Source organism: Streptomyces sp. NBC_01775 (assembly GCF_035917675.1).
Taxonomy (GTDB): domain Bacteria; phylum Actinomycetota; class Actinomycetes; order Streptomycetales; family Streptomycetaceae; genus Streptomyces.
Genome location: NZ_CP109104.1, coordinates 5,075,789 through 5,101,523, shown reverse-complemented (window position 1 = coordinate 5,101,523; position 25,735 = coordinate 5,075,789). Strand labels below are relative to the sequence as shown.

The window sequence follows — 25,735 nt, the reverse complement described above, 5'->3', positions numbered from 1 at the left end:
TCCATGATGCGCCGTTGGTCCTCCGGGCGGCCGGAGGGACCAACGGGCGCGCTGCTCAGTCCTCCCAGTGCATCTCGGGCACCGCCGGGAGGCCGGCGGCCTCTCGGCGGTCCATCTCGCGTCGCATGATGTCCGATGGCTTCTCGTCCCATCCGGGCACGCGCACGCCCAGCAGCGTGTCCCGGTAAGCGTCGGGCTCGTCGTCGTAGAACGGCTCGGTGATGTCCAACCCGTCGTCCATCTCGAACGGCTCAGTCATGGGGGTGAGTGTCCTCTCAGTGATTGGTTGATCGGTAGGGAGGGAAGCGTCGTATGGGTGTGCGGGCACTGCTGGAAACGAGAAGCGCACCGGTCGGGGCCCGCCTCCCTGCCTCCCTGTGATCGACATACGCGCTGATCACACCCCGAGGGAGGGTGAAGGGAGGCTGTGAGGGAGAACTCCCTGCCTCCCTGGCGCCTCCCTTACTCGTTTTCCGGGTTCGCTTGTTCGCTTTCGCGTGCATCGAGGGCTTCTTGGACGCTGTGCCGGGAGACGACCATGCGTCCGTCGGACTTGTACGGCGGTGCTTGGACTGCGTCCAGGACGGCGCGCAGGTCGGAGGCGGTCCACTCGCGGTACTCGCCGGGGTTGTGCTCGGCGAGGCGCTGGCGCACCTCCTCGGTGCGCATGCGGTCCGCGTCGCCGAGGACGAGAGCGATGTCGGCCAGGTGGTCGGGCCGTTCGGCGGCTTCGACCCTGGCTTTGGTGTGGACGTCGCTGCGGCGGGCCTTGGCCCGGTCGGCGACGGCCTTGGCGTCGTCGTCGTCGATGAAGTGGGTGCGCACGTTCATCGCGACCTGCCCTGGGGCGAGCTGGAGCCCGGCGCCGGCGACGACGACCTGTCCCTTGTCCAGGCCCTGGCGCAGCTTGTGCGGTGCGGCACCGGCCTCGACGGCGTTGTCCCCGAGCGCCATCTCTGCCTGTGACTTGGTGCCCAGCACGAGCGAGGCGCGGATGTGGTTGCCCTCGCGGGAGCGCTTGGGCAGGTTCTCGTTGGTGGGGTCCTGGGTGCCTTCCCAGATGGTGACGTTGACGGCCCGCCCCTGGTCGTGGATGCCCTTGACCGCCTGGAAGTAGCGGGAGGTACCCGTGGCGCCGCCGTAGGGCCGCTTGCGATCGTCCTTGGCGCCGCACCCATAGGCAACCTGGGCTTCATCCACGATGACGACGATGGGATGGAAGGTGGTGCCCGGCGGGGCCTGGATGCGCCGCTGCATCTCGTCGAACGCGTCCTCGACCATCTCGGTCACGTCGGCCACGTGACCGTCGGTGGGGCCCTCGATGAGCACGGTGGCCAGACCGGCGAACATGCCCCAGTCCCCGATGCCCTTCAGGTCCCCGATACGGAACTCCACCGTGGGGTCGAGCGCGAGCCACAGCGCCAGCGCCCGCAAGCTGGCGGTCTTGCCCTGGTTGGACAGGCCCGTGATGAGCACGTGCTTCTGGTACAGGCTCAGGCCCGCCAGGTCACCGCGCAGGTTCGGGCCCCAGGGGGCGCGACCGGTCTTGTAGTTCGCGGTCAGCTCGGTGTCGGTGACCAGCGGGGAGGCGGGCACGGGCTCGTCGAGGGCGCCGGAATCTGCGATCCACAGGCGCACAGTGCGGGCCGCGGGGGCGACACTGACGTGCACCTCGTGCTCGTGCCGCCCGAGGTTCTCGGCGAGCTTCCGGCGCCGGTTCATGACCTCTTCGGTGGACGAGCCGGAGGGCAGGGAGACGTCGACCTCGACGCCGCACCCGGCGATCGAGATCGGGGAGAGCATGGCGGCGCCGGCGTCGCCCATCGCGATGATGGCCTTGCGCAGGGCGGGCACGCCCAGGTCGCGCAGGGCGGTAACGACGATGGACGGGGTGATGGGCGCGCCGCCGCTCTGCTGACGGGCGGGCAGGGCCCAGTTCGGGGCGGCCTGCTGCTTGCGGCCGACACCCCACAGGGCGGCCAGGACCATCCACGGCAGGGCCATGAGCAGCGGCCCCCATACGACGCTGCCGATCAGGACGAGCCAGCGGACGAGTTCGATCACCGCCATGGTCGGGGCGAGCACGTCGCGGATGTCCTCGTTGGCGACAGCGAGGGCGCCGCCGAGCAGCACCAGGCCACCCTGGGTGGCCAGGACGGCGACGGTTGCGGACTTGGCGATGCCGGGCGCGGCGGTCAGCAGTTCCATGCGCCGCTTGTGACGCCCGTCGCGGAAGCGGTGCGCGCGCTCTTCCCACTCCTGTGCCAGCTCGGTGTTCCCCGCGGCTTCGGCGGCGCGCATCATCCGCTCGTACCGGGAGACGGTGCGCCCGTCCCAGGTGCGGCGGGTGATGATGCGGGTTCCGCCGGCGACGTACATGGAGTGGCGGACAGCGGCGCGCAGCACGGTACCGGTGCGCTCGTCGGTGGCGAGGGTACGCAACGCCCGTCCTGCGGCGCGGGTACGGCGCAGACGAACCCGCTGGCCACCGCTGGTGGTGTGGACTGGCGCGGCCCTATCGCTGACGGACTCGGGCGGTGATACCGGGAGGCTGGGCGCCGCGGGGCGGGGTGTCCCGTTCACCCTGGTGTGGGTCATGCTGGTGATCTCCTGTGCTCTTACGAGGGTGGCAGGGGCCCGCGACGGCCGAGCAGCCTGGCAGCCGTAGACGGCCGTCGCGGGGTGTAGCTACCTGGCAGCGCGCTCCGCGCGGGTCAGGGCACGCTCGGCGTCCTTGAGCTGCTGCCGGGCGGTGCCGCGGTCGCCGCTGGTCGCAGCCTTGAGCCGGGCCTTGGCCATGGCGACCTGGTTGCGGGCGTCGTCGATCTGCCGCTCCAGGGCCTGCTGTTCACGCTCCCAGCGGTCGGCGGCCCTGCGGTCGATGGTGTCGATCTCCCGCTCGACCTTGCTGGTGTCGCCGTAGGCGTTCTTCACGCCCTTGATGACGAGCCGGGCGCGCTTCGCCTTCTCCGACGGGGTGTAGCTGTGGCCGGCCATCACTCGCTGTCCTTCTTGGCCGCGTCGACCAGGTCCTTCAGGGCCTCGGTAGCGCTTCCGTCGGACTCGACGACGCCGTGGGCGAGGATCCGACCCGCGGCCTTTAAGTCACCGGACTCGACGGCGGCCTTGGCCTTGGCGACCGTGTCGGCGTGGAACTTCGACATGGGTGCTCCTTCGGGTTGGTCGTGCAGCTTGCTGAGTCAGGGCGGCTCAGTTGTCGGTCTCGCGCTGGATGAGGGCGGCGACCGCGTCGGGGTCGTCGGACTCCAGCAGCAGGTGATCCATGGCCTTCGCGGCGCCATCGTGGTCACCGGCCTTGAGGGCGTCGATGACGTCGTGCAGCTTCTCGGCCTCGAACTCTCCGGGCATGAGCGCTCCTTGGGGTCGGTGGCCGACCGGACTGGCCGGCCCCACCACGCCCGCCGGAGGTGTCGGGAATCCGACACCTGCCGGTTGGCGCGGAAGGGTCGTCAGCCCTTGGTCTGCTGGTGCTCGCGCCACATCGAGCGGAGCACCAGGACGCAGATCGTCAGGGCCACGACGGCGATGGCGAGGACCACCAGCGCGATGGACAGGCCGATCAGGACCGCGACGAGGACGAACGCGACCACAACGAGAGAGGCCAGGGCCGCGCAGCCGACCGCGGCGAGCGTCCCGGCCGGGTAGGCGGCGAGCGGGCGCTGCGGTACAGGGTCGGGCTGGCGCGGCCAGGAGTAGATCGGGCGGCCGTCGGCGTCGATACCGATCTGCTGCACGGTCTGCTGCTCGGGGCGGCGGGCGGGGGTGGCCATCAGATGTACCCGCCCTCTCCCCGGCGGGGCTCCGGCTCGGCGTCGGCGCGTTCCTTCTCGCGCTCCAGGGTGCGGCGGACACTGTCCGGATTCGTGTCCGGACCGAGGACGGAGCAGGTGACGGGCACGACGATGTCGCGCTCGGTGATGCCCCGCTCGACGAGGTGGCGCACGGCCTCGGTCATGGTCTGCGGCCGTTGTCCGGACAGCATGTCCGCCCTGGCCAGGGCGATACGCGCGTCCGTTTCCGCGTCGCTGTCCGGGCCTGTCCGGACAGTGTCCGGCTCCCGCTCGACGGTGATGCGCGGCGGGGTCCCACCGAGGACGAGAGCGACCTGCACGGCGTCCACGTGCACGCCGTAGGTGCCCAGCAGCGCGGCCAACTCACCGGGGGCCAGCTCGGGCTGTGACCCGTGCCCGATACGGATGGCCTCGGCCGGGTCCATGGTCGCGAAGTGGTCGCGCAGCGCGGACGTAGCGGACACGTCGCGGTCCTTACGGGGTGCGGGCTCGGCGCGCTCGATGTGGTCGGCGGCCCGGGTGCGGACCATGTCCCAGGCCCGTCGTGGGGCGAGCAGCCATCCCCAGCCGCCGAACACCGGCAGCGCGTAGGGCGTGCGGCCCAGCTCGGCGCGGGCCTTCGCCCGAGGTCCGGCCCAGGCCAGCTCGGACACGACCAGGAGCGCGAGCGTAGGCGTGGAGAAGAAGACGGTGGCGGGTCGGCCGCCGTCGATCAGCTCGGCGTGGAAGCGGTTGAGGTAGACCGACAGGGCGGCGATACCCAGCGCGGCGAGGCGGGCGCCGAACGCGGAACGGCCGGCCGCAGATGCCTGCGACGCGAGATGGAGACAGGCGTAGGCGGCGCCGTCGAACACGGCGACGGCGAGCCCGGCGACGGGGTGAGGGCTGTCGTAGTGGCGGGCGACGGCGTACAGGGACCAGCCGGTGACCGCCAGCGCAGCGCCCGAGACGACGGCGAGGGCGAAACGCCAGGCCGCCCGATCGGCACGGATACGGCGGGCCATCACGAGGCATCCCGCCCGTACACCTCGACGGTGACGGCGTCGGCGAGCATGCGCAGCGATACGTCGAGGGCGCCGATGTGCTCGGCGAGGAGGGGTGCGGACGCGGTGCCGATGTTCGGCCAGAGGCGGGCGAGGTCGGCGAGGGTTTCGCGGGCGCCGGTCAGGGCGACGTCGAGGGGCGGGGCCCAGCGGGGCGCCTCGGTCGGGGAACTTGCGGGCTGCTGAGAGCCCGCGACATGATCAGTCATGCCGTCTCCTGGTGTAGTCAGGATGTGCGGTAGAGGGGTCGGGCGGTGCGCGCGCTCCTGGTGTTCCAGCACCGGGAAGCTGCTGCTCGGCCCCTCGTCTATTCGGTTGTCCGGTCCGCCTCGGCGGCCCGGTTCTTGCGGATGGCCTTGGTGACGGCCTGGTGGCTGCGGTCTCCCAGATCTGCGGCGACCGCTGCCGCGCTGCCGAGTTCGGCGACGCCGTCTTGTAGGGCTTGGGCCCGGCGTCGTGCGGCGTGCACGGTCTGGAGGCTGAGCTGTTCCAGCAGCTCCTCCTCCGCTCGCACTCGTTCGCGCCACGGGGTGGTGTCCATCACCGACGACCATACGCAACCCGGGGTTGTGGACGCAAGGGTCACGATGCCTCGGCCGCCTCGTCGTGGTCGATCCATTCCCGCAGCCCTGCCCACGTCGCCACCGGATACCGCGTACCGCACCAGCCGCACGCGAGCATCTTCCCCGGGTACCAGCGCAGCACCGCGCCGCACAGCACCCCCGAGTCATCCACCGCGGGACAGTTGCCCAGCCGGGTGCCGCGCTCGGCCCGGTCCGGGGGCTCAAGTACGGACTCGATGCCGTGGACCAGGTCCCGGATCTCCTCGGCCATGGCCCCGGCCGCGGGCCAGTTGGCCACGATCCACGGCATGTTGAGGCGCAGGGCCCGGCAGGCGCGGGCGAGCCGGGCCCGGTAGTCGCCCCACGGATGCACGGGCGACCATCCGGCGTCGTCGTGCAGCGCGCTGCGCCAGGACTCCAGCAGGGCGACGGCGCCGCCAGGGCCGCGTATGTCCAGCGCGTCCTCCCGGACGGGCATGGACGAGCCGGGGCGCCCGGCGGGCGGGGTGAGGCCGGGTGCCCGGCCTCCGGGCGCGAGCATCCCGCCGAGGGCGTCGTACAGGCCCGGCAGCGCCACCAACTGGTCGAGCAGGGCACGCTCACAGCTCTCGCACAGGTAGCCGTCGGGCACCTCGCGCTCGCACAGTCCGCACTCGGTCACGGCTGCCCCCCGGGCAGTGCGGCCCGCCAGTCGCGGGTGGCTTCGAGCCGGGCCAGCTTGCGGGCGCTGGCTTCCGCCGCGTGCTGCGCCGCGCGCATCGTGACGCTGCTCTGCCCGAAGAACGCGAGGAGGGCCCCGAAGGCGGCGCCGTCGGCGAGGAGCAGTACCTCGTAGGCGTTCACGCGGCACGCTCCCGGATGTTCCAGGCGCGGACGGGGCCGGTCCACCAGGTGGTGCTGCTGGACTCGTAGAGCTGGATGCCGTGCGGGTGGAGGACGTACACGAAGTCGTACAGGTCGGGCTCTGCGTCGATGTCCGTGATCAGACACGGTTCTTCGCGGCGCTGGCCGTGGCAGTAGCAGCGGAACCCGTTGTCGCCGATGGGCGGGCAGGGGTTGATCCAGCCGGTGTCGGTGGTGGGGTCGTGGCCGAGCTGGGACCAGCCGGCGGGGTGGTCGTCGATCAGGAAGCGGGTCATGCGCTCGTGGCTGGTGGCGAACGGCCCGTCGTGGAGGGCGTGGAGCAGGGGGAGGCGGGTCTCGGGGTGGCCGTTGTTGTGGACGTAGCGGCCTTCCCAGCCCGTGGCGGTGGGGCGGGCGATGATCGACGGGGTGTTAGGCATGTGGATCTCCTCAAGGTCTCTCGCGCGTATGCACTGGCGCGGCCCCCACCTTCGACATCTTCCGCTTGACCTGCTGTTCCTCGCCCTCACCTTCCCCCCTCCTTCCCCTCACCCCCTCACCTTCGAATCTCTCTTCGAAGGTGAGGATCAAGGTCGAAGGTGGGGGGAAGGTGAGGGGAAGGTGAGGGTGGCAAAAGAGCAGGTCAGAGGGAAGATGGGGAAGATGGGGAGTGTGTACGGGGGCTAGGCCACTTCGGGGGTGTCACCAACCGGGACATCAGGCGCGTAGCCGGGCAGACGCCACACCCAGGCGGCGTTCGTGACGCCCTTGGGCTTGTAGCTCTTCACGCCGAGCTTCTTCTTCGCGTCGCGCAGCGCGTTCGGGGTGATGCCCGCCTTGTTGGCCGCGTTCTGCACGTCCCTTGGCTCTGCTTCTCCAGCCGTGTCGGCGGACGTCAGGTAGTCCTCCAGCCAGTCGGCGGCTTCGGTGCGCTCGGCCCTGTCCACCGCGCTCACGGTGCCCTCGTCTCGCATGACGTCACGGACCGACGCCGATGTCTCGGGGCCGAGAGCGAAGCGGCTGATGTGGGCGGGCCCTTCCTCCGTCTCCACGGTCACGGGCTGGATGGCGTACAGGTGGCCGGGCAGTCCGACCCTGCCGAGGTTGTTCTTCTCCAGGGACATGACGAACTCCTCGTCTCCGTCGTCGTTCTCGCGCTTCGCGAAGGCGATCAGTGCGCGGATGAGCTGGCCGAAGGCGCCGGATCCGGAGACCCGGCTGAGGGGGTCGGCGGTCCCTGCTTTGGTGAAGTGGGCGAGTCCGAGCACGGTGAAGCCGTGCCGGTCGGCTGCGGCTACGAGGGGCTCCAGTGCCGAGCGGACCTCGGTGGCCCGGTAGTCGTTGATGCCGCTGTCCAGCAGCGACAGGAGCGGGTCGGCGACGACGAGGGCCACGCTGTACATCTCGGCGGCCTTGCCCAGCAGGGAGATGTCGACGGGCAGGGACAGCCGGGCGTGCATCTTCTCGTCGTCCTTCACATCGACGCGGAAGACTCGTTCCATGTCCGCGCCCGCAGCCAGCAGGCGCGGGGCGATGGTGTACGACCACGAGTCCTCGGACGCCGCGTAGATCACGCTGTGCGGCTTGCCGTAGAGCTGGCCCGGCAGTTGCCCGGTGGTGATTTTTGCGGACAGCCAGATGCCGAACTGCGACTTCCCCAGGCCGGGGCCACCCGCTGCGAGGGACAGTGAGTTCAGCGGGATACGCCCGTGTGACGTTGGTGGCGCGTCGGGCGGGGTGGTGTCCCACAGCCAGCGGACGGGCCTGATGCGGATCTTCGAAGCGGGAACGAGGACGAGTCGACGGGCGGGTGACTCTTCCGGGTTCGGCGTGTCCGCATCTGTCACGCCGTTCTTGGTGACGATCTGCTGTGCGATCTCCGCGACGGTGGTCATGCTGCCGCCCGTGCGTTACGCGCAGAGGCCAGGGTCTGGCGGGCCTCTACGAGCCGCAGACCGATCTGCTCGGCGGCGTCCAGCAGGCAGTTCATGGCGGTGCCCTCGTCGATCTGTCCGGCGCGCACGTGCTCGTGGGCGCGGCATGCGGCCCAGTACAGGCGGGCGTTGCGCTCGCCCTCTTGCGCCTCCAGGACGACCTTCACCAGGGCGGGCATGAAGCGGGTGGCGCCCGCGCCGCGCAGCTCGGTGACGGGCGCCGGTACGGGGCGGGGGCGGGGTGCCAGTGCGGCGGGCCAAGGGGTGGTCGGCGGGTGGAATCGGCCGTCGCCGGACCAGTGGTAGCGGTGACCGGAGGAGTGCAGGGAGGGGGCGAGCAGGATGTAGCCGTTGTGCTTGATGTCGATGCCGGGCCCGCACTGTCCGGGCAGGGTGGTCCGGGGGGAGGCGTAGAGGATGTGGAGTCCGTCGCCGCCGGTGATCTGCATGACGCTGCCGGGCAGGACACCGACGCACTGTTCGAGCCCGCGCAAGGTGAGATCCCCGTTGTGGCGGGGGTCGATGTCGAGGACGGCCCAGCCGTTGAGGGCGCAGGGCGCGCCGATGTTGGCGTCCGGCTCATCCGTCCACCAGCGGCGCACGAGGTCGGGGTCCGTGGTGGCGGCCCAGAAGCCGTGACAGGTGGGCACCCCGCACCGGCAGTCTTCGGGCCGGTGGTCGATGTAGATGCTGGATTGCTGGTCGCAGCGGGGGCAGTTGGCGTAGGGGGCCTTGCCGCGTCGGACGCGGAAGACCTTGATGCCGGCGGCGGCGTATGCCTGGGCGGCGGCGGGGAGTTCGCGGGGGATGGTGATTCCGGTGACCACGATTGTGCTCTTCTCGCTGGGCGTGACGGAGATGGCGAAGAGCAGGGGTCCTCACGGGTGAGGACCCCTGCGGTCCCGTCAGCCGGGGGCCTGCTGTCTGGCCGTGATGACGGCCTCGGCCTCGGCGGTGATGGCAGCGGCCCAGCGTCGGGCGGCGGCGCGCACGCAGTTGTCGGTCGGCTCGGTCTCCAGGTGTGCGCGGACGGAGCCGAGGACGATGGCCACCCGTGCGGGCTCGGCCGTGGCACGCTCGTGCTGCGGCTCGGGCTCGCGGATGTCCAGCGGGGTGACGGGCCACTCGCCCGGACGACGGGCCGTCACCGGAAGCCTCCTGCCTGGAAGACGGCCTTCACGAACGTCATGGCGTCGGGGTGGCAGGCGGAGCACAGCGCGATGTCGGTTCGGACGTGGCCGCCTGCGCGGTAGATGCACATGACGAGGTCGGCCGTGCCCTGGCACGGGGTGGCGCACCGTCCCTCGACGTGGCCGATGGTGACGTCGCACTCGCACCAGGTGCACTGTCCGCCGGTCGCGGGGTCGAGAACGATGACCGGGGTTCCGGCGGTGGCGAGGTCGCGTGCGGCGGCGTGGCTCTGGTCGGAGAGGAACGTCTCCTGCGGGGTACGGGTCACAGCTGCGCCTCCCACTCGGTGCGGGCGGCGACGAGCCGGGCGTGGGCCTGGTCGAGGCGGTCGGCCTGGGCGCGGAGCTTGGCGGCGACGTCGGCCAGCTCGGCGGGGCCGAGGTTCTCGATCCATGTGGTCTCGGTGACCTGGAGATCGACGAGCGGCGCTTGGCCCCGGTCGTCCTCGGGGTGGGGGGTGCTGTGAATTCGGCCGCACAGCAGCTCGGTCGTGTACGTGCCGTGGCAGTCCTCGAAGACGGTGACCTTGAAGCCGGGGAACACGGCGTTGTGGGTCAGGTCGGCGAGTCGCACGCCGAGCTGGCGGGGGGTGAGGTCGGTCTCGTCGTGGCTGCTGGTGCGGCATTCCTCGCACCAGGAGTAGGCGGGGCCAGTGGCGGTGCTGCCGTCTGTGAGGGTCATCGTCCACGTGCGGGCACCGACGGGGGTGAGTCGGGCGGGGGCGGCGGGCGCCGCGAGGGCGGTCATGCCTGCGTCCCGGTGGTGACGGTCTCGAACTGGGTGGCGAGGGCGTCAAGCTGGTTGAGCCAGGCGCGGGCCTTGGCGGTCCAGGCGCGCATCTCGTCGGGGGTCACGTCGATGACGCCGCCGACGTCGAGCGCGAGGGACAGGTCGCCGTCGCCGTCCACGTCTGCGATGTAAGCGTCTGCGGCGCACTCCCCGAAGTACGGGTGAGGCTTGGGCGAGGGCAGAGCGAGGGGGGTGCTGAGGTGAGCGGCGTGGGGACCGGTCTCGCCGCACCAGTCGTGGGCCGAGCAGGGGGCAGCGGTGCCGACGAGGCTGTAGGCGATCGGAAGGTCAGCGGTAGGGCGCTGTTCGGTCTGGGACGGCGACGTCATTGTCGCCTCGGAAGGTGTTGCTACGGTGGTCATGGCGTTTCCGATCTCTGACCTAGCTGGTGGAGTGGTTTCGCTTGACAGGCGCCCCGGGCTCGACCCCCGGGGCGTCGTCGTTTTCCTCTGCGGACGTCGCCGACTCGACCTCGGCGGCGGCCCCTTTCTCGTCGGGGATGAGATGGAGGAAGCGGTGGATGTCGACGGCACGGCACACCTTGCGGCGGCCGAGCGTGACGACCTCGAAGGGCAGACGGTCCTCGGCTGCCAGCTGATAGACGGTGGACGCAGAGAGGCCCAGCGACCTTCCGACGTGGGGCCACAGGGGCACCACGGCCGGGAAGCTGAGGATCTCGGCGATGGGGAGAGCGGGGGCAGTCACGCCGGTTCCCGAGACTCAGCAGCGGCGCCTGAGCGCCTACGCAGGGACTGGATGAAGCGCGCGTAAGCCACAGCAGGCTCGCCCCGAGGGGTTCGAGTACCGCGTTCCCACCGCCAAACGGTGGACTGATCGACATCACACGCCTTTGCAACCTCCCCGATGGAGAGATTCGCGGCTTCCCGAAGGCGCCGCGCTTCCCCGCTGTTCAGGGCGGCGCGCACGTCTACGAGGAGCAGAAGGGATCCTTGTGCCATACTCAGCACCCTAGCCATTACTTTGCCACTTGGGAAGTCGAGGGGTGGAAGTGACTAGCCGATTACCGTCCGCACTCTTGCCGGACCCTTGCCGAAGCGGGCAAGATGAAAGACATGGACGACCTCCTGACCCCCCCACCCGGCTGGCGGTTCGCCGCCTACCCCTGGTTCGCCAAGGACCAGATCCCGGAGCTCCCAAAGTTGATCCGAGTAGAGCCCGTCCTGTTGCCGGAGTTCTTCCATCTGGTGATCGGGACCGAAGACGCCTGGCACGAGAACCGTCACGGCGACAGCTGGGTTGATCCTGGGCCGACCGTGCTGTTCTTGGACTTTCAGGTCTACGAGGGCGTGGTCGAGCAGGCCCACGCAACCTCGGTCTTCTATGACCTGCCCGAGGTCTTCGAGAGAGTGCGGAAGGTGGTTCCGCCCAGCAAGTGGAAGCGACTGGGCATGGCCTGCATGGCGCAGTACCTGTTCCAGTTCATGGAGGACGGGCGCCGACCGGATAGCGACCCGGCGGCGAAAGGCTGGTCGTACCCGTCACCAAAGACCAGGACGCCATACGACTACCAGCCGAAGGCAGCGATGGAGTGGCTCGACAAACTTGAGACGCATGCCTCAGAGGCATACGCGGAGGCACGGGAGTACCCAGCTACGTACCCAGCGCCCCGGAAGAAGCGTCACCGCATCACGGATGAATTCCTCCAGGAAGTGGCAAACACTTACCGCATGGCTGAAAATGAGGGGGTGCCACCTACTAGGGAAGTGGCAAACCACTTCCGTGTCCCACACTCCACGGCTGCCCGCTGGGTCGGGTCAGCCCGCAAGAAGAAGAAGCTTCCACCGGCAAATCTGCACGAGGTACCGGAGGAGCCCCACGCCGCGAGGCGCCTTGAGCTGGAGTGGTGGCTGCATGACAGCTACCTCCAGCACTCGATCGAAATCGAGACAGATCCTCTGGAAAAGAAGCGGATGCAGGCGCAACTTGATGAGTACAGGGCGGAACTCGAAAGCCTTGGAGGGCAGCTTCCAGGGCGCAACGATCACCCGGAGAAGTAGTGAAGGGTTCGACGTACCGGCGGTGCTACTGCCGCGGCGAGGATGGCAAGGCGCTGGGCAGTGGTTGCCCGAAGCTGTCCAGCCGTCGGCACGGGGTGTACGCGGTGCGGCAGGAGTTGCCCGCGCGGGGGGACGGTACGCGCCGGTCGTTCTCACGGTCCGGGTACGAGACGGCGAAGGACGCCACGGCCGCGCTCGACCGGGTCCGTGCGCTCCTCGACCTGCCCGACCACAACGACAGCGAAGCGCAAATCTCCCTGGGTGACCTGCTCGAAGAGATCAGCAAAGACCCGCGGGCCCCGCTGCCGGAGGTCGCGGAGACCCGCCGGCGCCTGAACCTCGGGGTGTCACTGTCCTCCCGGCTGACGGTGGGCGAGTGGCTGGACACGTGGCTGGCCAGCAAGCGGACGAAGAAGAAGACCATCACCGGCTACGAATCCATCGTCCGCGTCCACCTGAAGCCGGGCCTCGGGCACCTGCGCCTGGACCGGCTGAACGTCGGCCACCTCGACGACTTCTTCGCCGCGATCAACGAGCGGAACGAAACGATCGTCGCGGAGAACCAGGCGCGGCGCGAGCAGGAGGCCCGTGCCCGGTGGGGCCGACGGTCCCGGCCGCCGGGGCGGGAGCGGGAGCGCCTGATCGAGGAGCGGCGCAAGCTCGCGGCCATGCCCCCGTACCGCAAGCCCGCCGGTGCCGCTACGCAGCAGCGGATACGGGCCTGTCTGCGCGCCGCGCTGAACGCGGCGATCGCCCGGCAGACCGAGACGGGGCTGACGTTCAACGCCGCGCAGTACGTGGAACTCTCCGGGGGCAGCCGCCCGAAGCCGGTGCTGTGGACGGACGAGCACATCGCGCGCTGGCGCGAGACGGGGCTCAAGCCCTCCCCCGTCATGGTGTGGACGCCGCCGCAGATCGGCCGCTTCCTCGATCAGGCCGAGGGGCATCGCCTGTACGCCTACTACCACCTGATCGCCTTCCGGGGGCTGCGCCGCGGTGAGGGCGTCGGCCAGGCGTGGACGGACATGGACCTGGACAAGGGCCTCATGACCGTGTCCACGGAGATCGTGCTGGACGGGTGGACGCCGGTGGAGACGGACCTGAAGACGGACGGGTCGGCGGCCGTCATAGCCCTCGACGATGTCACCGTGGAGGTGCTGCGCGCACACCGCGCCCGCCAGGCCGCGGAGAAGAAGGCCGGGGACAAGTGGGTGGAGACGGGAAAGGTCTTCACCACGGAGACCGGTGAATGGCTGCACCCCGACGAGGTAACGGACATCTTCATCGCGCTGTCCGAGGAGGCCGGCCTGCCTCCGATCAACCTGCGGGATCTGCGACACGTGGCGGCGACCCTCATTCACGCGGGCGGCGGGGATCTGCACGCCATCAAGGAGACGTTGCGGCACTCCACGATCAAGCTGGCGTCCGACACCTACACCTCGCTGCTGCCGGAGGTGGACAGGGACATCGCGAACCGTGCGGCGGCCGTGGTGCCCCGGGCGCGTAAGGCCCCGGACGAGGCGCCAGCCGATGGCAAGAAGGAGGACCGCGAGGAGTGATCGTTTGCACGTCCGCTCACGCATCGCTCACGCACGGCCCTCTGAACGCAGCGAAGCCCCAGCCGGATTGATCTCGGCTGGGGCTTCTTCGTGCTGGTCACCCGGTGGGTGGTGGCGGAGCCGCCTGTCGGATTCGAACCGACGACCTTCTGTTTACAAGACAGATGCTCTAACCAGCTGAGCTAAGGCGGCGAGTGCTGGCGCTCGTGCAGTGTACCTGGGGACATCGTTCCGGTTGGGCCGGACTACTGACAAACGGGGGGTGGGGAGGTTAGCGTCACCGCAGGTTCACGCAGTGGACTACACCTCCCTTTACAACGGATCGTCCGGCACGTACCTGCCGGTGAAGGAGAAAAGAACATGGCCACGGTCACGTATGACCAGGCGACCCGGGTGTACCCCGGCGCCGAGACGCCCGCCGTCGACAAGCTGAACATCGACATCGAGGACGGCGAGTTCCTCGTCCTCGTCGGCCCCTCCGGATGCGGAAAGTCCACCTCGCTGCGCATGCTCGCCGGCCTGGAGGACGTCAACGAGGGCAACATACGCATCGGTGACCGCGATGTGACCCACCTTCCTCCGAAGGACCGGGACATCGCGATGGTCTTCCAGAACTACGCGCTGTACCCGCACATGACCGTGGCCGACAACATGGGCTTCGCGCTCAAGATCGCGGGTGTGCCGAAGGCGGAGATCCGCTCGAAGGTCGAGGACGCCGCCAAGATCCTGGACCTCACCGACTACCTGGGCCGCAAGCCCAAGGCGCTCTCGGGCGGTCAGCGGCAGCGGGTCGCGATGGGCCGGGCCATCGTCCGGGAGCCGCAGGTCTTCCTCATGGACGAGCCGCTGTCCAACCTCGACGCCAAGCTCCGCGTCCAGACCCGTACCCAGATCGCAGGCCTCCAGCGCCGCCTGGGGATCACCACCGTCTACGTCACCCACGACCAGGTCGAGGCCATGACGATGGGCGACCGGGTCGCCGTCCTCAAGGACGGGCTGCTCCAGCAGATCGACACCCCGCGCCACATGTACGACCGCCCCGCCAACCTCTTCGTCGCCGGCTTCATCGGCTCCCCGGCCATGAACCTGGTCGAGGTCCCGATCACCGACGGCGGCGTCAAGTTCGGCAACAGCGTGGTGCCGGTCGAGCGCGAGGCCCTGAGCGCGGCCTCCGACAGGGGTGACAAGACGGTCACCGTCGGCGTCCGCCCCGAGCACTTCGACCTGGTGGACGGGGAAAGCGCCGGCACGGGCGACAAGAAGCTCTCCAAGGACGCGCACGCGGGCGTCGCCGTCACCGTGAACGTCGTCGAGGAGCTGGGCGCCGACGGCTACGTCTACGGCACGGCCGACCTCGGCGGCGAGGTGCGCGACCTGGTGGTCCGCGTCTCCGGCCGCAATGTCCCGGAGAAGGGCTCCACGGTCCACGTGGTCCCGCGCGGCGGCGAGACCCACGTCTTCTCGACCTCCTCCGGCGAGCGCCTCAGCGACTGAGCGTCCCGACGGAGGACCGGAGCGACTGAGTCCCGACGAGTCCGCCGCGCCACCTCCCAGTCACAGCAAGAGCAGTTACAGCGAGCGGACGCGGCAAGCGGACGCGGCAAGCAGGCATGGCAAAGGCCGTGACGGGAAACCCCGTCACGGCCTTTGCCATGCCGTGAACCCGGGCCCTGCCCCCACCTCCACCCCCACCTCCGCTCGCAATTTCTCCGTCCATGCTCGAACAGCGCAAAATCGCCGTCGCTCGATGTGGTGACAAAATGTCGCCAAATCACTACCGCTCGCTACCATCACGGTCGTGAACCACGCAGCCCGCCGAATCGGCCGATCCCTCGCCCTCGTACTCCCGGTCGTGCTCGTCCTGTCCGGGACCCTCGCCGTCACCAGCGTCCCCTGGGCCACCACGCCCGCCGACTCCCAAGTCCTCACCGCCTCCGCGGAGAAGGCGTCATCGGCGAGGGCCTCGACGCAGGCGAGTCCCCGCGCCCCGCAAGAGGTGCTCCGCGACCGCCTCGTCGCCGAACTCCAGGAGGAGGACCCGGGCGTCGCCCTCACCAGCCTCCAGCGCGAGATCGCCCGCAAGCCCTCGCTCGCCCGCCACTGCGTCTTCCTCGCACGGGCCCTCGGCAAGGCTGCGGTGCACAAGTACGGCGCACAGCGCGCGCAGCGCTTCTCGCGCCCCGTGTGCGACACCTCCTTCGCCCACGGGGTCGCGCAGCTGAGCTGACGCGCGGCTGAGCTGAGCCTCGGAAACCGGCCTGCGTACGGCCCCCACACGCCACCGGGTACGGAACGCCGAAACGCCAGCGCGGAACGCCGGAACGCCGACAGGGAACACCCGCGCGGGACGCCCGCGCGGGACGCCGGAACGCCGACGCCGAACGCCGACGCCGAACGCCAGCGCGGAACGCCGACGCCGAAACGCCAGCGCGGAACACCCGCGCGGGAACACCGGAAACGCGCCGGGAGCGCGAACGTACCCGCAGCGCAGCCCCGCAAGGGGCGCATAAGCTGCGGCACATGACCCAGCACCCGACCCAGGCCGTGATCCTTGCCGGTGGACAGGGATCACGGCTGAGGCCGTACACCGACGACCGCCCCAAGCCGATGGTGGAGATCCCCGGGACGGGCGTCCCGATCATCGGTCATCAGCTGGCCTGGCTCGCGGCGGAGGGCGTCACGGACGTCGTCGTCTCCTCGGGGCACCTCGCCGAGGTGCTTCAGGAGTGGCTCGACCAGTCCGAACTGCCCTGCCACGTCACGACGGTGATCGAGCGCGAGCCACTGGGCCGTGGCGGCGGCCTCAAGTTCGCGGCCCGCTCGCTGCCGCGGCCCGACGAGCCCTGGTACGCGACCAACGGCGACATCTGGACGCGTTTCTCACTGCGCGACATGGCCGACTTCCACACCGAACGGGACGCCACCGCCACCCTCGCGCTGGCCCGCCCGCGCATCCCGTGGGGCGCCGTGGAGACCGACGAGTTCGGCCACGTCCTCGACTTCATCGAGGCACCGCCCTCGCCGTACCTGATCAACGCGGGCGTCTACGTCTTCTCCACCGGTTTCACCGGGCTGCTGCCCGAGCGCGGCGACCACGAGCGGACGACCTTCCCCCGCCTCGCCCGCGAACGCCGCCTCGCCGGCTTCCCCCTCCCGCAGGGCTCCTACTGGCGCGCCATCGACACCGCCAAGGACCTCACCGAGGCCGCGAAGGAACTGGCCGGTCACGGCTGATCCCTGCCCGACCGTGCGGTCCTGAGCCTGTCCGGCCACCCGGCCCGGAGGCCTACAACGGCCCGGAGCCATACACGGCCAAGAGGCATACAACGACGGAGGGCCGTCGGCTCCCCTCCCGCAGGAGGAGGCCGACGGCCCTCCGTCGCACCCGTGCCGCTCAGCCCAGCAGGCCCCCCAGGGCCCCGCCGCCACCGCCGCCACCGCCGCCCCCGCCACCCGACGAGGAACCGCCGGAGGAGGGGCCGCCGCCGGTCGCGGAGGACGAGGACCTGGCGGAGCCGTTCTGCGGGCCCGCGCTGCCGCCCACCGTGGCACGCGGCTGCTGCGGGGTCCGCGGCTGCTGCGGGGGCGCGGACTGCTGCTGGGCCGGGGTCGTCCCGCCCGGCTGGTTCTGGCCCTGGGTCTGGCCCGCGCTGGGTGTCGTCTCCGGGCCGCTGGTGGCGCGCTGCTCGCCCGGCCGGGTCTCCGACGCCGAAGGGCGGCGGTCCTTGCGGCGGGTCTTCGCGTCGCCGCGCTCGCCGGAGGCGTGGCCCGGGCCCTGGGTCGCCTGGCCCGAGCTGGAACGCTCGCCGGGCACCTGCGGCATCGGGGAGCCCGGCAGCCGGTTGGTGGGGGTCTCCTCGCGCTCGCGGACGGTGGCCGTCTGCGAGGAGCGCACCGCGCTGCCCAGCAGGGAGCCGATGAGCAGCGCGAGGCCGACGATGACCGTAGCGACGACCATGCCCCGGCGGAGCACCCGGCGGCGCAGGTCCCAGATCTCCACGCGCGGGCCGAGCCGGCGCCAGGCCTCTCCGGCCAGCCGCCCGTCGACGGAGTAGACGGGCGCCCCCGCGATGATCAGCGGGCTCCAGGCGGCGAGGTAGATGATGTCCGGCGCGTCGTAGGCCGGAACGCTGCTCCAGCTGACCGTCATCAGCAAGGCGGCCGACAGGAGCGTGCCGAGGGAGGCGGCGATCCGCTGCCAGAGTCCGAACATCGTCAGGACGCCGACGATGACTTGGAGGAAGGCCACCGTGAGCCCGGCTCCGACCGGGTGCGCCAGCGCGAAGTCCCGCAGCGGGGAGGCGATGGCCCACGGGTCGAGCGAGCGGAGCCAGGTGACCATGGAGCCGCGCTGCCCGCCGTCGAAGTAGACGGGGTCGCACAGCTTGCCCATGCCCGCGTACACGGTGATGAAGCCGAGGAAGACCCGCAGCGGGAGCAGGACGACGCCGAGGTTCATCCGGCGCCCGGGGTAGTACGCGTGCCGGACCGTTTCGCGGCGGTGCCCGTCGGTGCCGGGACCGGCCGTGCCGCTCTCGTCGGCGCCGTTCCCCGCGTAGCCGACCATCTCCAGCTCGCCGGTGTCCGGCGCGTCGAAGGCGCCGCGCGCCGGGCGTACGCCCTTCAGCAGGGGCTCGGCCTCCGACGGCTGGGGTCCGCGGGGCGGGCCCACCACGCTGGCCGGGCCGGTGCCGGGGCCGGAGCGCCCGCCGCCCTCGCCCGCGCGCCCGGGGGCCGACGGCTCCTTGATCCGGGGCAGCGTCTGTGTCGAGGCCGCGTCGGCCTCCCCCGCGATCCCGGCCGTACGGACGGCCTGGAGCAGCTTCGTCGCGCCGGTGTCCTCCGGGTTGGCGTGCCCGCTCCAGACCACCGGGGCCCGGCGCCCTGCCGGACGGGCTCCCTGGGCGCCGGGTACGCGGGCGACCGGGGCCGCCCCGACGGGAAGGGGCCGGAGGGGCTCGGTGTCCTCGAACGCCGGGCCGCGTGCGGGTGCCGCGGCTGTACGCACCGCAGCGGTGCGCGCCACGACGGGCGGTACGGCGAGGGGCGGTGCGGCGGCGGACGCCGACCCGAGCCGTACGCGGAAACTCGCGTGATTGACGACCACCTCAGCGGGGTCGGACGGGACCTTGACCGTGCTCAGCACCGGCTCGTCGTCGAAGAAACCACGCGGGCTTCCCCCTGGGCTCTCCCCAGAGCTTCGGCCCGGAGCGCCGGGTGCGCGGGGTGTTCTGGTGTCCACACTCATCTAACCGAGTGACGGACGCTTAGGACACTGCCTTGACCACGCCGATCTGTCCGAGACCCGTCAAGATCAACTGCGGCGCCTGGACGCCTCGTAGAGCACGATGCCCGCCGCCACGCCGGCGTTCAGGGACTCGGCCCCGCCCGGCATCGGGATACGTACACGCAGGTCGCAGGTCTCCCCCACGAGGCGCGAGAGGCCCTTGCCCTCGCTGCCGATGACCACGACGAGGGGCCCGTCGAGCGCGGCGACGTCCTGGAGTTCGACCTCACCGTCGGCGGCGAGTCCGACCACGGTGAGGCCCGCCTTCTGGTAGCCCTCCAGCGCACGGGTGAGGTTGGTGGCGCGCGCGACGGGCGTGCGCGCCGCCGTGCCCGCCGAGGTCTTCCAGGCACCCGCCGACATGCCGGCGGCCCGCCGCTCCGGCACGACCACGCCGTGGCCGCCGAACGCGGAGGCGGAGCGGACGACGGCACCGAGGTTGCGCGGGTCGGTCACGCCGTCCAGCGCGACGATCAGCGGGTCCTCGCCCTTGTCGAACGCCGCAGCCGCCAGCTCCTCGGGGTGCGCGTACTCGTACGGCGGGACCTGGAGGACGACGCCCTGGTGGTTGAGGCCGTTGGTCATCCGGTCCAGCTCGGGCTTGGGAGCCTCGACCAGCCGGATACCGCCACGCTCGCCCGCGTAGCGGACCGCCTCGCGCACGCGCTCGTCGTTGTCGATGAACTGCTGGACGTAGAAGGCGTTCGCGGGGACGCCCTCGCGCAGGGCCTCCACCACGGAGTTGCGGCCCACGACCAGCTCAGAGGTGCCCTTGCCGCGCTGCTGGGTGCGGCCCTGGGCGCGGCGCGCCTTGGCCTGCGCCACGCGCTGCTTGACGTGGCCCTTGCGCATTTCCGCGGGCGGGGTGGGGCCCTTGCCCTCCAGGCCGCGCCGGCGGTTTCCGCCACTGCCGATCTGGGGGCCCTTCTTCTTCCCGGGCATCAGGGCACCTACCTGTTTCCTGCGGTATGAGTGTTCGGACGTACGCCCACCAACGGTACCTGGCCCCCGCCCCTCCCCCAGCCCTCCGACCGGCGGAGGGGACAGGGGCGAGGGACAAGGGCCGGGGCACTACTCCGGGCTCAGCTCCCAGCGGGGGCCCGCGGGGGTGTCCTCGATGGCGAGCCCCGCACGCTTGAGCTCGTCGCGGATCGCGTCCGCCGTCGCGTAGTCCTTGCGCCCCCGCGCCGCCTGGCGCTGCTCCAGTACGAGCCCGACCAGCGAGTCGACCACGGAGTGGAGGTCGGCCCCGGCTCCCCCGGCCGCGCCGTCGGCCCAGGAGGCGTCGAGGGGGTCGAGCCCGAGGACGCCGAGCATCGCGCGGACCTCGGCCAGCGCCGTGGTGACGGCGGCCTTGTCGCCCTCGCCGAGCGCCGCGTTGCCCTGCCGCACCGTCGTGTGGACCACGGCGAGCGCCTGCGGCACGGAGAAGTCGTCGTCCATGGCCTCGGCGAACGCGTCCGGTACACGGCCGGCCGGCGCGGTCTCGCCCGCCAGTTCGGTGGCGCGCTGGAGGAAGCCCTCGATGCGGCCGAAGGCGGAGTCGGCCTCGCGCAGCGACTCCTCGCTGTACTCGACGGTGGAGCGGTAGTGCGGGCCGCCCAGGTAGTAGCGCAGCACGATCGGACGCCAGTGCTTGAGCATCTCGCCGGCCAGCACGGAGTTGCCCAGCGACTTGGCCATCTTCTCGCCGCTCATGGTGACCCAGGCGTTGTGGGCCCAGTAGCGCGCGAACTCGTCGCCGTACGCGCGTGACTGCGCGATCTCGTTCTCGTGGTGCGGGAAGACGAGGTCGACGCCGCCGCCGTGGATGTCGAACGCGGTGCCGAGGTATTTGTGCGCCATCGCCGAGCACTCCAGGTGCCAGCCGGGGCGGCCGGGGCCGAACGGCGTCTCCCACGCGGGCTCGCCGGGCTTGGCGGCCTTCCACATCGCGAAGTCCCGCGGGTCGCGCTTGCCGGTCTCGCCCTCGCCCTCGGGCTGGAGGAGGTTGTCCAGCTCCTGGTTGGACAAGGAGAGGTACCCGGGGAAGGAGCGCACGTCGAAGTAGACGTTGCCGTCGGCGGCGTAGGCGTGACCGCGGTCGATCAGGACGCGCATCATCTCGACCATCTCGGGGATGTGGCCGGTCGCGCGCGGCTCATAGGTGGGGGGCAGGCAGCCGAGCGCGTCGTACGCGGAGTTGAACGCGCGCTCGTTCTCGTAGCCGATCGCCCACCAGGGGCGGCCCTGCTCGGCGGACTTGACGATGATCTTGTCGTCGATGTCCGTCACGTTCCGGATGAACGTCACTTCGTAGCCGCGGTAGGTGAACCAGCGGCGCATGATGTCGAAGTTCAGACCCGAACGGATATGTCCGATATGAGGGGCTGCCTGCACCGTGGCACCACACAGGTAGATCGAGACACAGCCGGGCACGAGGGGGCTGAAGTCGCGGATCTGCCGGGCGCTGGTGTCGTACAGGCGAAGAGTCACGGGGTCAAGGGTAGTAGGCCGCGGCAGTGCCCGTGCCGCCTCCGGTGAACAGCACGGGCCCGCCCCCGGATCGGCCCGGGGCCGATGTCAGATCCGGCCGACCTGCTTGCGGACACCGATGCGGACGACGACGCGTTCGGCGTCCTGGTCGGACTGCGGATTGAACTCCGCGTAGCTCTTGCCCACGTATTTGTACGACAGCTCGTCGATCAGCTCCTGCGCGCCCTCGGTCGTCAACGTGGCGGTGCCGCGCAGCTCGGCGTAGGTGTACGGCTCCTCCGGCGGGTGCACCAGGACCGTCACGCGCGGGTCGCGCCGCAGGTTGAGCGCCTTACGGCGGTCGACAGTGGTGGAGATGAGCAGCTCGTCGCCGTCCCGCTTCACCCACACCGGCGACACCTGCGGGCTGCCGTCGGGCTGGATGGTGGCGACGGCGACGAAAACCTTGCCGTCGAGGATCTTCTTGAGGTTCTCGGAGAGCTGTGTCACCGGGACGGTCCTTCCCTCGTCGCGAACGGATACCCACTGGGCCTCACCTTCCGGACCGTACCCAACAACCCACCCGGCACCTCCCCGCCGCGACGGCGCGTCTTTCCGCCACGACGGTGCCCAGCCGATCCCTTTCCCTTTCTTTCCGCCGCGCGGCGGAAAGGGGCGGGTGGCAGGGGCGGGGCCCCGTGCGGTCAGGCCGGGTAGACCAGGGCCGTGGCGTGGGCCGCGAGGCCCTCCGCCCGGCCTGTGAGGCCGAGACCGTCCGTGGTGGTGCCCGACAGGGAGACGGGCGCGTCGATGGCGGCCGACAAGGCCTCCTCCGCCTCGGCACGGCGCCGGCCGACCTTGGGACGGACGCCGATGACCTGGATCGCGACGTTGCCGATCCCGTAGCCCGCCTCCCGCACGATGCGAGCCGCCTCCGTCAGGAGGGCGACGCCGGAGGCGCCGGACCACTCAGGGCGGTCCGTGCCGAAGTGGGCGCCGAGGTCGCCGAGCCCGGCGGCCGAGAAGAGCGCGTCGCAGGCGGCATGCGCGGCGACATCGCCGTCGGAGTGCCCGGCGAGCCCGTAGCGCTCGCCGGGCCACAGCAGCCCGCCGCACCACAGCTCGCGGCCCTCTTCGAAGGCGTGCACATCGGTGCCGGTCCCCACACGGGGCAGTACGACGCGCTGGGCGGGTCGCTCAGTACTCATCGCGGGCCCTCCTGCGGGCGAGCACGGCCTCGGCCAGTACGAGGTCGAGGGGGCGGGTCACCTTGAAGGCCTCCTCGTGGCCGGGGACGACGACGACGTCCACGCCGAGCCGCTCGACCATGCCCGCGTCGTCGGTGGCGCCCTCCCCCTCCGCCGCGATCCGGGCGTGTGCCTCGGCGAGGACCTTACGGGTGAAGCCCTGGGGGGTCTGGACGGCGCGCAGCCGGGAGCGGTCGGGGGTGCCGGTGACGGGCTCGGGGCCGTCGTCGACGCGCGGCTCGACCTCCTTGACCGTGTCGGTCACCGGCAGCGCCGGCACCACCGCGGGCGCGCCTCCGCGGACGGCGGCGGCGACGGCTTCCACGGTGTCGGCCGGAACCAGGGGCCGGGCGGCGTCGTGCACGAGCACCGTCTCGATCGTGTCGGGCAGCGCCTCCAGGCCGAGGCGCACCGAGTCCTGGCGGGTCTCGCCACCGGGGACGACGACGATGTCGGGCAGGCCCCGCTCCTCCAGGAGCGCCTCGTCCAGGAGGGTGCGCACGCCCCGGACGCCGTCGGAGGGGGCGACCACGACGACGAGGGTGACGGAGCGAGCCCGCGCCGTCGCCCGTACGGCGTGCACCAGCATGGGCGCGCCGCCCAGCTCACGCAGCGCCTTGGGCGCTCCCGGGCCGAGCCGTACGCCCCGTCCGGCCGCTGGGATGACCACGGCGGTGCGGCTGGTGGGGCGGTCAGGGGCCGCCGTACCCCCGGAAGTGGCAAAGTCGGTGGAATCGATTGACATCGGTAGCGCGTTCAGGGTTTGTGTCCTCAACCGAGATGGGTATGGCCTGGGGGTGCCCCCGACCGTAGGTTGGGGGAGTGCCGGGCGCGACCGCTCCGACCGGGCCCTTCCGTGAACACCGGTCGAGCAAGCTGCCCGGGCCCGGCACGCCACAGCCTCCCGGCGGGGATGCCGGGGCTGCGCCTCACGGCGACAGAGATAAAAGAACAGACATGCCGCAGCGCCCGGCGACGACCTATGTCATCCGGGCACCGCGGCATTGTGTTTCAGGCGGCGCTGTCTGCTGTCAGGAGGCGAGGACCTCGTCGAGCAGAGCCTCGGCCTTGTCCTCGTTCGTGTTCTCCGCCAAGGCCAGCTCGCTGACCAGGATTTGGCGGGCCTTGGCCAGCATCCGCTTCTCACCTGCGGAAAGACCGCGTTCGCGCTCACGGCGCCACAGGTCGCGCACGACCTCCGCCACCTTGATCACATCTCCGGACGCGAGTTTCTCAAGATTCGCCTTGTAACGGCGGGACCAGTTGGTCGGCTCCTCGGCGTACGGCGCGCGGAGCACCTCGAAGACCCTGTCCAGCCCATCCGAACCGACCACGTCGCGCACGCCCACGAACTCCGCATTGTCCGCTGGCACACGAACCGTCAAGTCGCCCTGCGCAACCTTCAGAACCAAGTAGGTCTTGTCCACGCCTTTGATCTGGCGAGTTTCGATAGCCTCGATCAGCGCGGCCCCGTGATGGGGATAGACCACGGTGTCGCCAACCTTGAACGTCATGTGTCAGGTACCCCTTCCGTGGCTATCCAGGGTAACACGGGAACGCCTTCTTCTGAATGGCGTTTTCGCAGGTCAGGGCGCATCTCGGGGCTTGACAACCGACCCTGTATCGTGCTGCGAGCGGTCAATGCAAGTGGGTATTCGCAGGTCGGAGCGGTTCTGCGCACTCCACGAAACGCGCCCGCGATCCGGTACGAAGCCCTCCGCGACACGACCTCCATGCCCGTTTTGTCCCCCTGTAGGGAGTGGCGACTTCGTCGCCTCTTCCGCCTTTCCCAAGAATTGATCAAAGGCGGTGTAAGGGCCTGTTGATCAATTCTTCATCATCCACTCGTATTCCGTGGAATCGCCCGTACGGATGTCCGCCGTATGTCCACCGGATCTCGCCGTATGGCGGGGGGACGGCGACGGATCTCCTCCCCCGTTGTGGCGCACTCGCCCCGCGCGCATATGCCCGTACGCACTGCCCGCGCACGCTGTCCGCACACGCTGCCGGCGCGCGCCGCTCGTACGTATGAAACCGGCCCCTTGCCGCGCTGTACGAACGGCTCGTACGAGCGTGCCTGGCGGGGTTGTGGAGCCGGAGGGTCGGGTGCGGGCCCTCCACAGGCTGTCGGTAACCTGAGCGCGCACGCGAAAAGCCCATTCGTCCGCGACCGGCACGCGCTCGCGATCGTGCCGCCGCCATAGCTCGCAATAGGAGTTGCCGCCGCCGTGAGCAGCAGCCTTCGACGCGGCACCCTCGCCGCCACCGCCCTCGCGCTCTCCGTCGCCACGCTGACCGCCTGCGGTGCGGGGAACGACGCGCAGACGCTGGAGATCAAGCCCGACAACGCGGCGACGCGGGTCGGCACCATCAAGGTCCAGAACGCCAACATCGTCACGGACGCCCAGGGTTCGGGCCAAGCCACCGTCGCGGTGCGGATCTTCAACAACGGCAAGAAGGCGCAGACCCTCAAGGGCGTCGCCATCAAGGGCCAGCGCGCCAAGCTGAGCCCCGCCAAGGGTGAGCGCAAGCTGGAGATCCCGGCGCACGGCTCGCTGGCGCTGGGCGGCAAGAAGAACGCCGCCGCGCTCTTCGAGGACGTCGAGTCGACGGGCGTCGCGGACGGCAACGCGCAGCCGCTCACCTTCGACCTCAGCAGCACCGGCTCCGTGAAGCTGCGCGCGCTGGTGGTCCCGGCCAAGCACGACTACGCGAGCGTGGGTCCGACCGCCGAGCCGAGCCAGAGCCCCGGCGCGAGCGACAACCCCTCCGGCTCGCCCTCGCCCTCTTCCTCCAAGGGTGAGAAGGGCCGTGATCAGCAGGGCGATGGCGCCGAGGACAAGGCCGACGGCCAGGACGAGGCAGGGCAGGGCGCCAACCGCCAGGACGACGCGACGGGCAGCCCGAAGGCCACGTCGGGCTCCTCCCAGCAGGGCGCGCGCACCGGGCACTGATCGCGCACCGGGCACTGCCGGCCGGGCGCTGCCCGGACACG

Annotated in this window: 33 protein-coding genes and 1 tRNA gene; 6 read left to right on the top strand and 28 right to left on the bottom strand. The window is 70.7% G+C overall.

Annotated features, from left to right (window positions below; genetic code table 11):
• Positions 1-55: 55 nt before the first annotated feature.
• From OHB04_RS22750 to OHB04_RS41890, 20 genes are all read right to left on the bottom strand, one after another.
• Positions 56-259 carry a hypothetical protein gene (locus tag OHB04_RS22750; RefSeq protein WP_326808165.1) on the bottom strand — a complete coding sequence of 68 codons (204 nt, stop codon included), beginning with the start codon at positions 257-259 and terminating at the stop codon, positions 56-58.
• Between the two features lie 203 nt (positions 260-462).
• The gene (locus OHB04_RS22745) at positions 463-2,598 is read right to left on the bottom strand and encodes an ATP-binding protein (protein WP_326808164.1); all 2,136 of its coding nucleotides are present in this window, start codon (positions 2,596-2,598) and stop codon (positions 463-465) included.
• A 90-nt stretch (positions 2,599-2,688) separates the two neighbouring features.
• Positions 2,689-2,997 carry a hypothetical protein gene (locus OHB04_RS22740; protein ID WP_326808163.1) on the bottom strand — a complete coding sequence of 103 codons (309 nt, stop codon included), beginning with the start codon at positions 2,995-2,997 and terminating at the stop codon, positions 2,689-2,691.
• Positions 2,997-3,164: a hypothetical protein gene (locus OHB04_RS22735; protein WP_326808162.1), complete on the bottom strand. Its 168-nt coding sequence runs from the start codon at positions 3,162-3,164 to the stop codon at positions 2,997-2,999. Before OHB04_RS22735 ends, OHB04_RS22740 begins: the two co-directional genes overlap by 1 nt.
• A 46-nt stretch (positions 3,165-3,210) precedes the next feature.
• Positions 3,211-3,369 carry a hypothetical protein gene (locus tag OHB04_RS22730; RefSeq protein ID WP_326808161.1) on the bottom strand — a complete coding sequence of 53 codons (159 nt, stop codon included), beginning with the start codon at positions 3,367-3,369 and terminating at the stop codon, positions 3,211-3,213.
• 101 nt (positions 3,370-3,470) lie between these two features.
• Positions 3,471-3,791 (bottom strand): hypothetical protein, encoded by a 321-nt coding sequence (locus OHB04_RS22725; protein ID WP_326808160.1) that lies wholly within the window; start codon positions 3,789-3,791, stop codon positions 3,471-3,473.
• The gene (locus OHB04_RS22720; protein WP_326808159.1) at positions 3,791-4,816 is read right to left on the bottom strand and encodes a hypothetical protein; all 1,026 of its coding nucleotides are present in this window, start codon (positions 4,814-4,816) and stop codon (positions 3,791-3,793) included. Before OHB04_RS22720 ends, OHB04_RS22725 begins: the two co-directional genes overlap by 1 nt.
• Positions 4,816-5,064, bottom strand: coding sequence for a hypothetical protein (locus OHB04_RS22715; RefSeq protein ID WP_326808158.1), 249 nt, complete (start codon positions 5,062-5,064; stop codon positions 4,816-4,818). Before OHB04_RS22715 ends, OHB04_RS22720 begins: the two co-directional genes overlap by 1 nt.
• A 98-nt stretch (positions 5,065-5,162) precedes the next feature.
• A complete protein-coding gene (locus OHB04_RS22710) occupies positions 5,163-5,396 on the bottom strand; it encodes a hypothetical protein (protein ID WP_326808157.1) in 234 nt (77 codons plus the stop codon).
• Positions 5,397-5,437: 41 nt separating this feature from the next.
• On the bottom strand, positions 5,438-6,079 hold the full coding sequence (locus OHB04_RS22705) for a hypothetical protein (protein WP_326808156.1): 642 nt from the start codon (positions 6,077-6,079) through the stop codon (positions 5,438-5,440).
• A complete protein-coding gene (locus tag OHB04_RS22700; protein WP_326808155.1) occupies positions 6,076-6,261 on the bottom strand; it encodes a hypothetical protein in 186 nt (61 codons plus the stop codon). Before OHB04_RS22700 ends, OHB04_RS22705 begins: the two co-directional genes overlap by 4 nt.
• Positions 6,258-6,701 (bottom strand): hypothetical protein, encoded by a 444-nt coding sequence (locus tag OHB04_RS22695; protein WP_326808154.1) that lies wholly within the window; start codon positions 6,699-6,701, stop codon positions 6,258-6,260. Before OHB04_RS22695 ends, OHB04_RS22700 begins: the two co-directional genes overlap by 4 nt.
• 243 nt (positions 6,702-6,944) lie before the next feature.
• Complete coding sequence (locus OHB04_RS22690; RefSeq protein ID WP_326808153.1) at positions 6,945-8,156, bottom strand: AAA family ATPase; 1,212 nt, start codon at positions 8,154-8,156, stop codon at positions 6,945-6,947.
• Complete coding sequence (locus tag OHB04_RS22685; protein WP_326808152.1) at positions 8,153-9,022, bottom strand: bifunctional DNA primase/polymerase; 870 nt, start codon at positions 9,020-9,022, stop codon at positions 8,153-8,155. Before OHB04_RS22685 ends, OHB04_RS22690 begins: the two co-directional genes overlap by 4 nt.
• A 78-nt stretch (positions 9,023-9,100) precedes the next feature.
• On the bottom strand, positions 9,101-9,343 hold the full coding sequence (locus OHB04_RS22680) for a hypothetical protein (protein WP_326808151.1): 243 nt from the start codon (positions 9,341-9,343) through the stop codon (positions 9,101-9,103).
• Complete coding sequence (locus OHB04_RS22675) at positions 9,340-9,654, bottom strand: hypothetical protein (protein WP_326808150.1); 315 nt, start codon at positions 9,652-9,654, stop codon at positions 9,340-9,342. The genes OHB04_RS22680 and OHB04_RS22675 overlap by 4 nt, the downstream gene beginning before the upstream one ends.
• The gene (locus OHB04_RS22670) at positions 9,651-10,133 is read right to left on the bottom strand and encodes a DUF6907 domain-containing protein (RefSeq protein ID WP_326808149.1); all 483 of its coding nucleotides are present in this window, start codon (positions 10,131-10,133) and stop codon (positions 9,651-9,653) included. The genes OHB04_RS22675 and OHB04_RS22670 overlap by 4 nt, the downstream gene beginning before the upstream one ends.
• Entirely contained in the window at positions 10,130-10,537 is a 408-nt protein-coding gene (locus OHB04_RS22665) for a hypothetical protein (protein WP_326808148.1), read from the bottom strand. The genes OHB04_RS22670 and OHB04_RS22665 overlap by 4 nt, the downstream gene beginning before the upstream one ends.
• A gap of 19 nt (positions 10,538-10,556) precedes the next feature.
• Positions 10,557-10,880, bottom strand: a complete 324-nt coding sequence (locus tag OHB04_RS22660; RefSeq protein WP_326808147.1) for a DNA-binding protein — start codon at positions 10,878-10,880, stop codon at positions 10,557-10,559.
• On the bottom strand, positions 10,877-11,134 hold the full coding sequence (locus OHB04_RS41890) for a helix-turn-helix domain-containing protein (RefSeq protein WP_442814924.1): 258 nt from the start codon (positions 11,132-11,134) through the stop codon (positions 10,877-10,879). Before OHB04_RS41890 ends, OHB04_RS22660 begins: the two co-directional genes overlap by 4 nt.
• 114 nt (positions 11,135-11,248) lie before the next feature.
• Between OHB04_RS41890 and OHB04_RS22655 the strand changes: the two genes are divergently transcribed.
• Together OHB04_RS22655 and OHB04_RS22650 are read left to right on the top strand one after the other, a co-directional pair.
• Complete coding sequence (locus tag OHB04_RS22655) at positions 11,249-12,193, top strand: hypothetical protein (RefSeq protein WP_326808146.1); 945 nt, start codon at positions 11,249-11,251, stop codon at positions 12,191-12,193.
• Positions 12,193-13,752 carry a site-specific integrase gene (locus tag OHB04_RS22650; RefSeq protein ID WP_326808145.1) on the top strand — a complete coding sequence of 520 codons (1,560 nt, stop codon included), beginning with the start codon at positions 12,193-12,195 and terminating at the stop codon, positions 13,750-13,752. The genes OHB04_RS22655 and OHB04_RS22650 overlap by 1 nt, the downstream gene beginning before the upstream one ends.
• A gap of 118 nt (positions 13,753-13,870) precedes the next feature.
• Here the strand turns inward: OHB04_RS22650 and OHB04_RS22645 are convergent.
• A tRNA-Thr gene (locus OHB04_RS22645) sits at positions 13,871-13,944 on the bottom strand.
• Positions 13,945-14,112: 168 nt separating this feature from the next.
• Between OHB04_RS22645 and OHB04_RS22640 the strand changes: the two genes are divergently transcribed.
• The 3 genes from OHB04_RS22640 to OHB04_RS22630 all read left to right on the top strand — a co-directional run bounded on the left by OHB04_RS22640 (position 14,113) and on the right by OHB04_RS22630 (position 16,986).
• Positions 14,113-15,246, top strand: coding sequence for an ABC transporter ATP-binding protein (locus OHB04_RS22640; protein ID WP_326689535.1), 1,134 nt, complete (start codon positions 14,113-14,115; stop codon positions 15,244-15,246).
• A 304-nt stretch (positions 15,247-15,550) separates the two neighbouring features.
• Positions 15,551-15,979, top strand: a complete 429-nt coding sequence (locus OHB04_RS22635) for a hypothetical protein (RefSeq protein ID WP_326689534.1) — start codon at positions 15,551-15,553, stop codon at positions 15,977-15,979.
• A 293-nt stretch (positions 15,980-16,272) separates the two neighbouring features.
• Positions 16,273-16,986, top strand: coding sequence for a nucleotidyltransferase family protein (locus OHB04_RS22630; protein WP_326808144.1), 714 nt, complete (start codon positions 16,273-16,275; stop codon positions 16,984-16,986).
• 160 nt (positions 16,987-17,146) lie between these two features.
• Here the strand turns inward: OHB04_RS22630 and OHB04_RS22625 are convergent, their stop codons facing one another.
• The 7 genes from OHB04_RS22625 to OHB04_RS22595 all read right to left on the bottom strand — a co-directional run bounded on the left by OHB04_RS22625 (position 17,147) and on the right by OHB04_RS22595 (position 24,254).
• Positions 17,147-19,000 carry a DoxX family protein gene (locus tag OHB04_RS22625; RefSeq protein WP_442814923.1) on the bottom strand — a complete coding sequence of 618 codons (1,854 nt, stop codon included), beginning with the start codon at positions 18,998-19,000 and terminating at the stop codon, positions 17,147-17,149.
• A 66-nt stretch (positions 19,001-19,066) separates the two neighbouring features.
• Positions 19,067-19,981: a 23S rRNA (guanosine(2251)-2'-O)-methyltransferase RlmB gene (gene rlmB / locus OHB04_RS22620; protein ID WP_326689531.1), complete on the bottom strand. Its 915-nt coding sequence runs from the start codon at positions 19,979-19,981 to the stop codon at positions 19,067-19,069.
• Positions 19,982-20,110: 129 nt separating this feature from the next.
• A complete protein-coding gene (gene cysS, locus OHB04_RS22615) occupies positions 20,111-21,514 on the bottom strand; it encodes a cysteine--tRNA ligase (RefSeq protein WP_326808142.1) in 1,404 nt (467 codons plus the stop codon).
• Between the two features lie 87 nt (positions 21,515-21,601).
• Positions 21,602-22,003 carry a PPOX class F420-dependent oxidoreductase gene (locus OHB04_RS22610; RefSeq protein ID WP_326689529.1) on the bottom strand — a complete coding sequence of 134 codons (402 nt, stop codon included), beginning with the start codon at positions 22,001-22,003 and terminating at the stop codon, positions 21,602-21,604.
• Positions 22,004-22,197: 194 nt separating this feature from the next.
• Positions 22,198-22,701, bottom strand: a complete 504-nt coding sequence (ispF, locus tag OHB04_RS22605; protein ID WP_326689528.1) for a 2-C-methyl-D-erythritol 2,4-cyclodiphosphate synthase — start codon at positions 22,699-22,701, stop codon at positions 22,198-22,200.
• Entirely contained in the window at positions 22,691-23,485 is a 795-nt protein-coding gene (gene ispD, locus OHB04_RS22600) for a 2-C-methyl-D-erythritol 4-phosphate cytidylyltransferase (RefSeq protein ID WP_326808141.1), read from the bottom strand. Before ispD ends, ispF begins: the two co-directional genes overlap by 11 nt.
• 286 nt (positions 23,486-23,771) lie before the next feature.
• Positions 23,772-24,254, bottom strand: a complete 483-nt coding sequence (locus OHB04_RS22595) for a CarD family transcriptional regulator (RefSeq protein ID WP_016472332.1) — start codon at positions 24,252-24,254, stop codon at positions 23,772-23,774.
• Between the two features lie 714 nt (positions 24,255-24,968).
• Here OHB04_RS22595 and OHB04_RS22590 point away from each other — a divergent pair.
• A complete protein-coding gene (locus OHB04_RS22590) occupies positions 24,969-25,694 on the top strand; it encodes a DUF461 domain-containing protein (RefSeq protein WP_326689526.1) in 726 nt (241 codons plus the stop codon).
• The last annotated feature ends 41 nt before the right edge of the window (positions 25,695-25,735 follow it).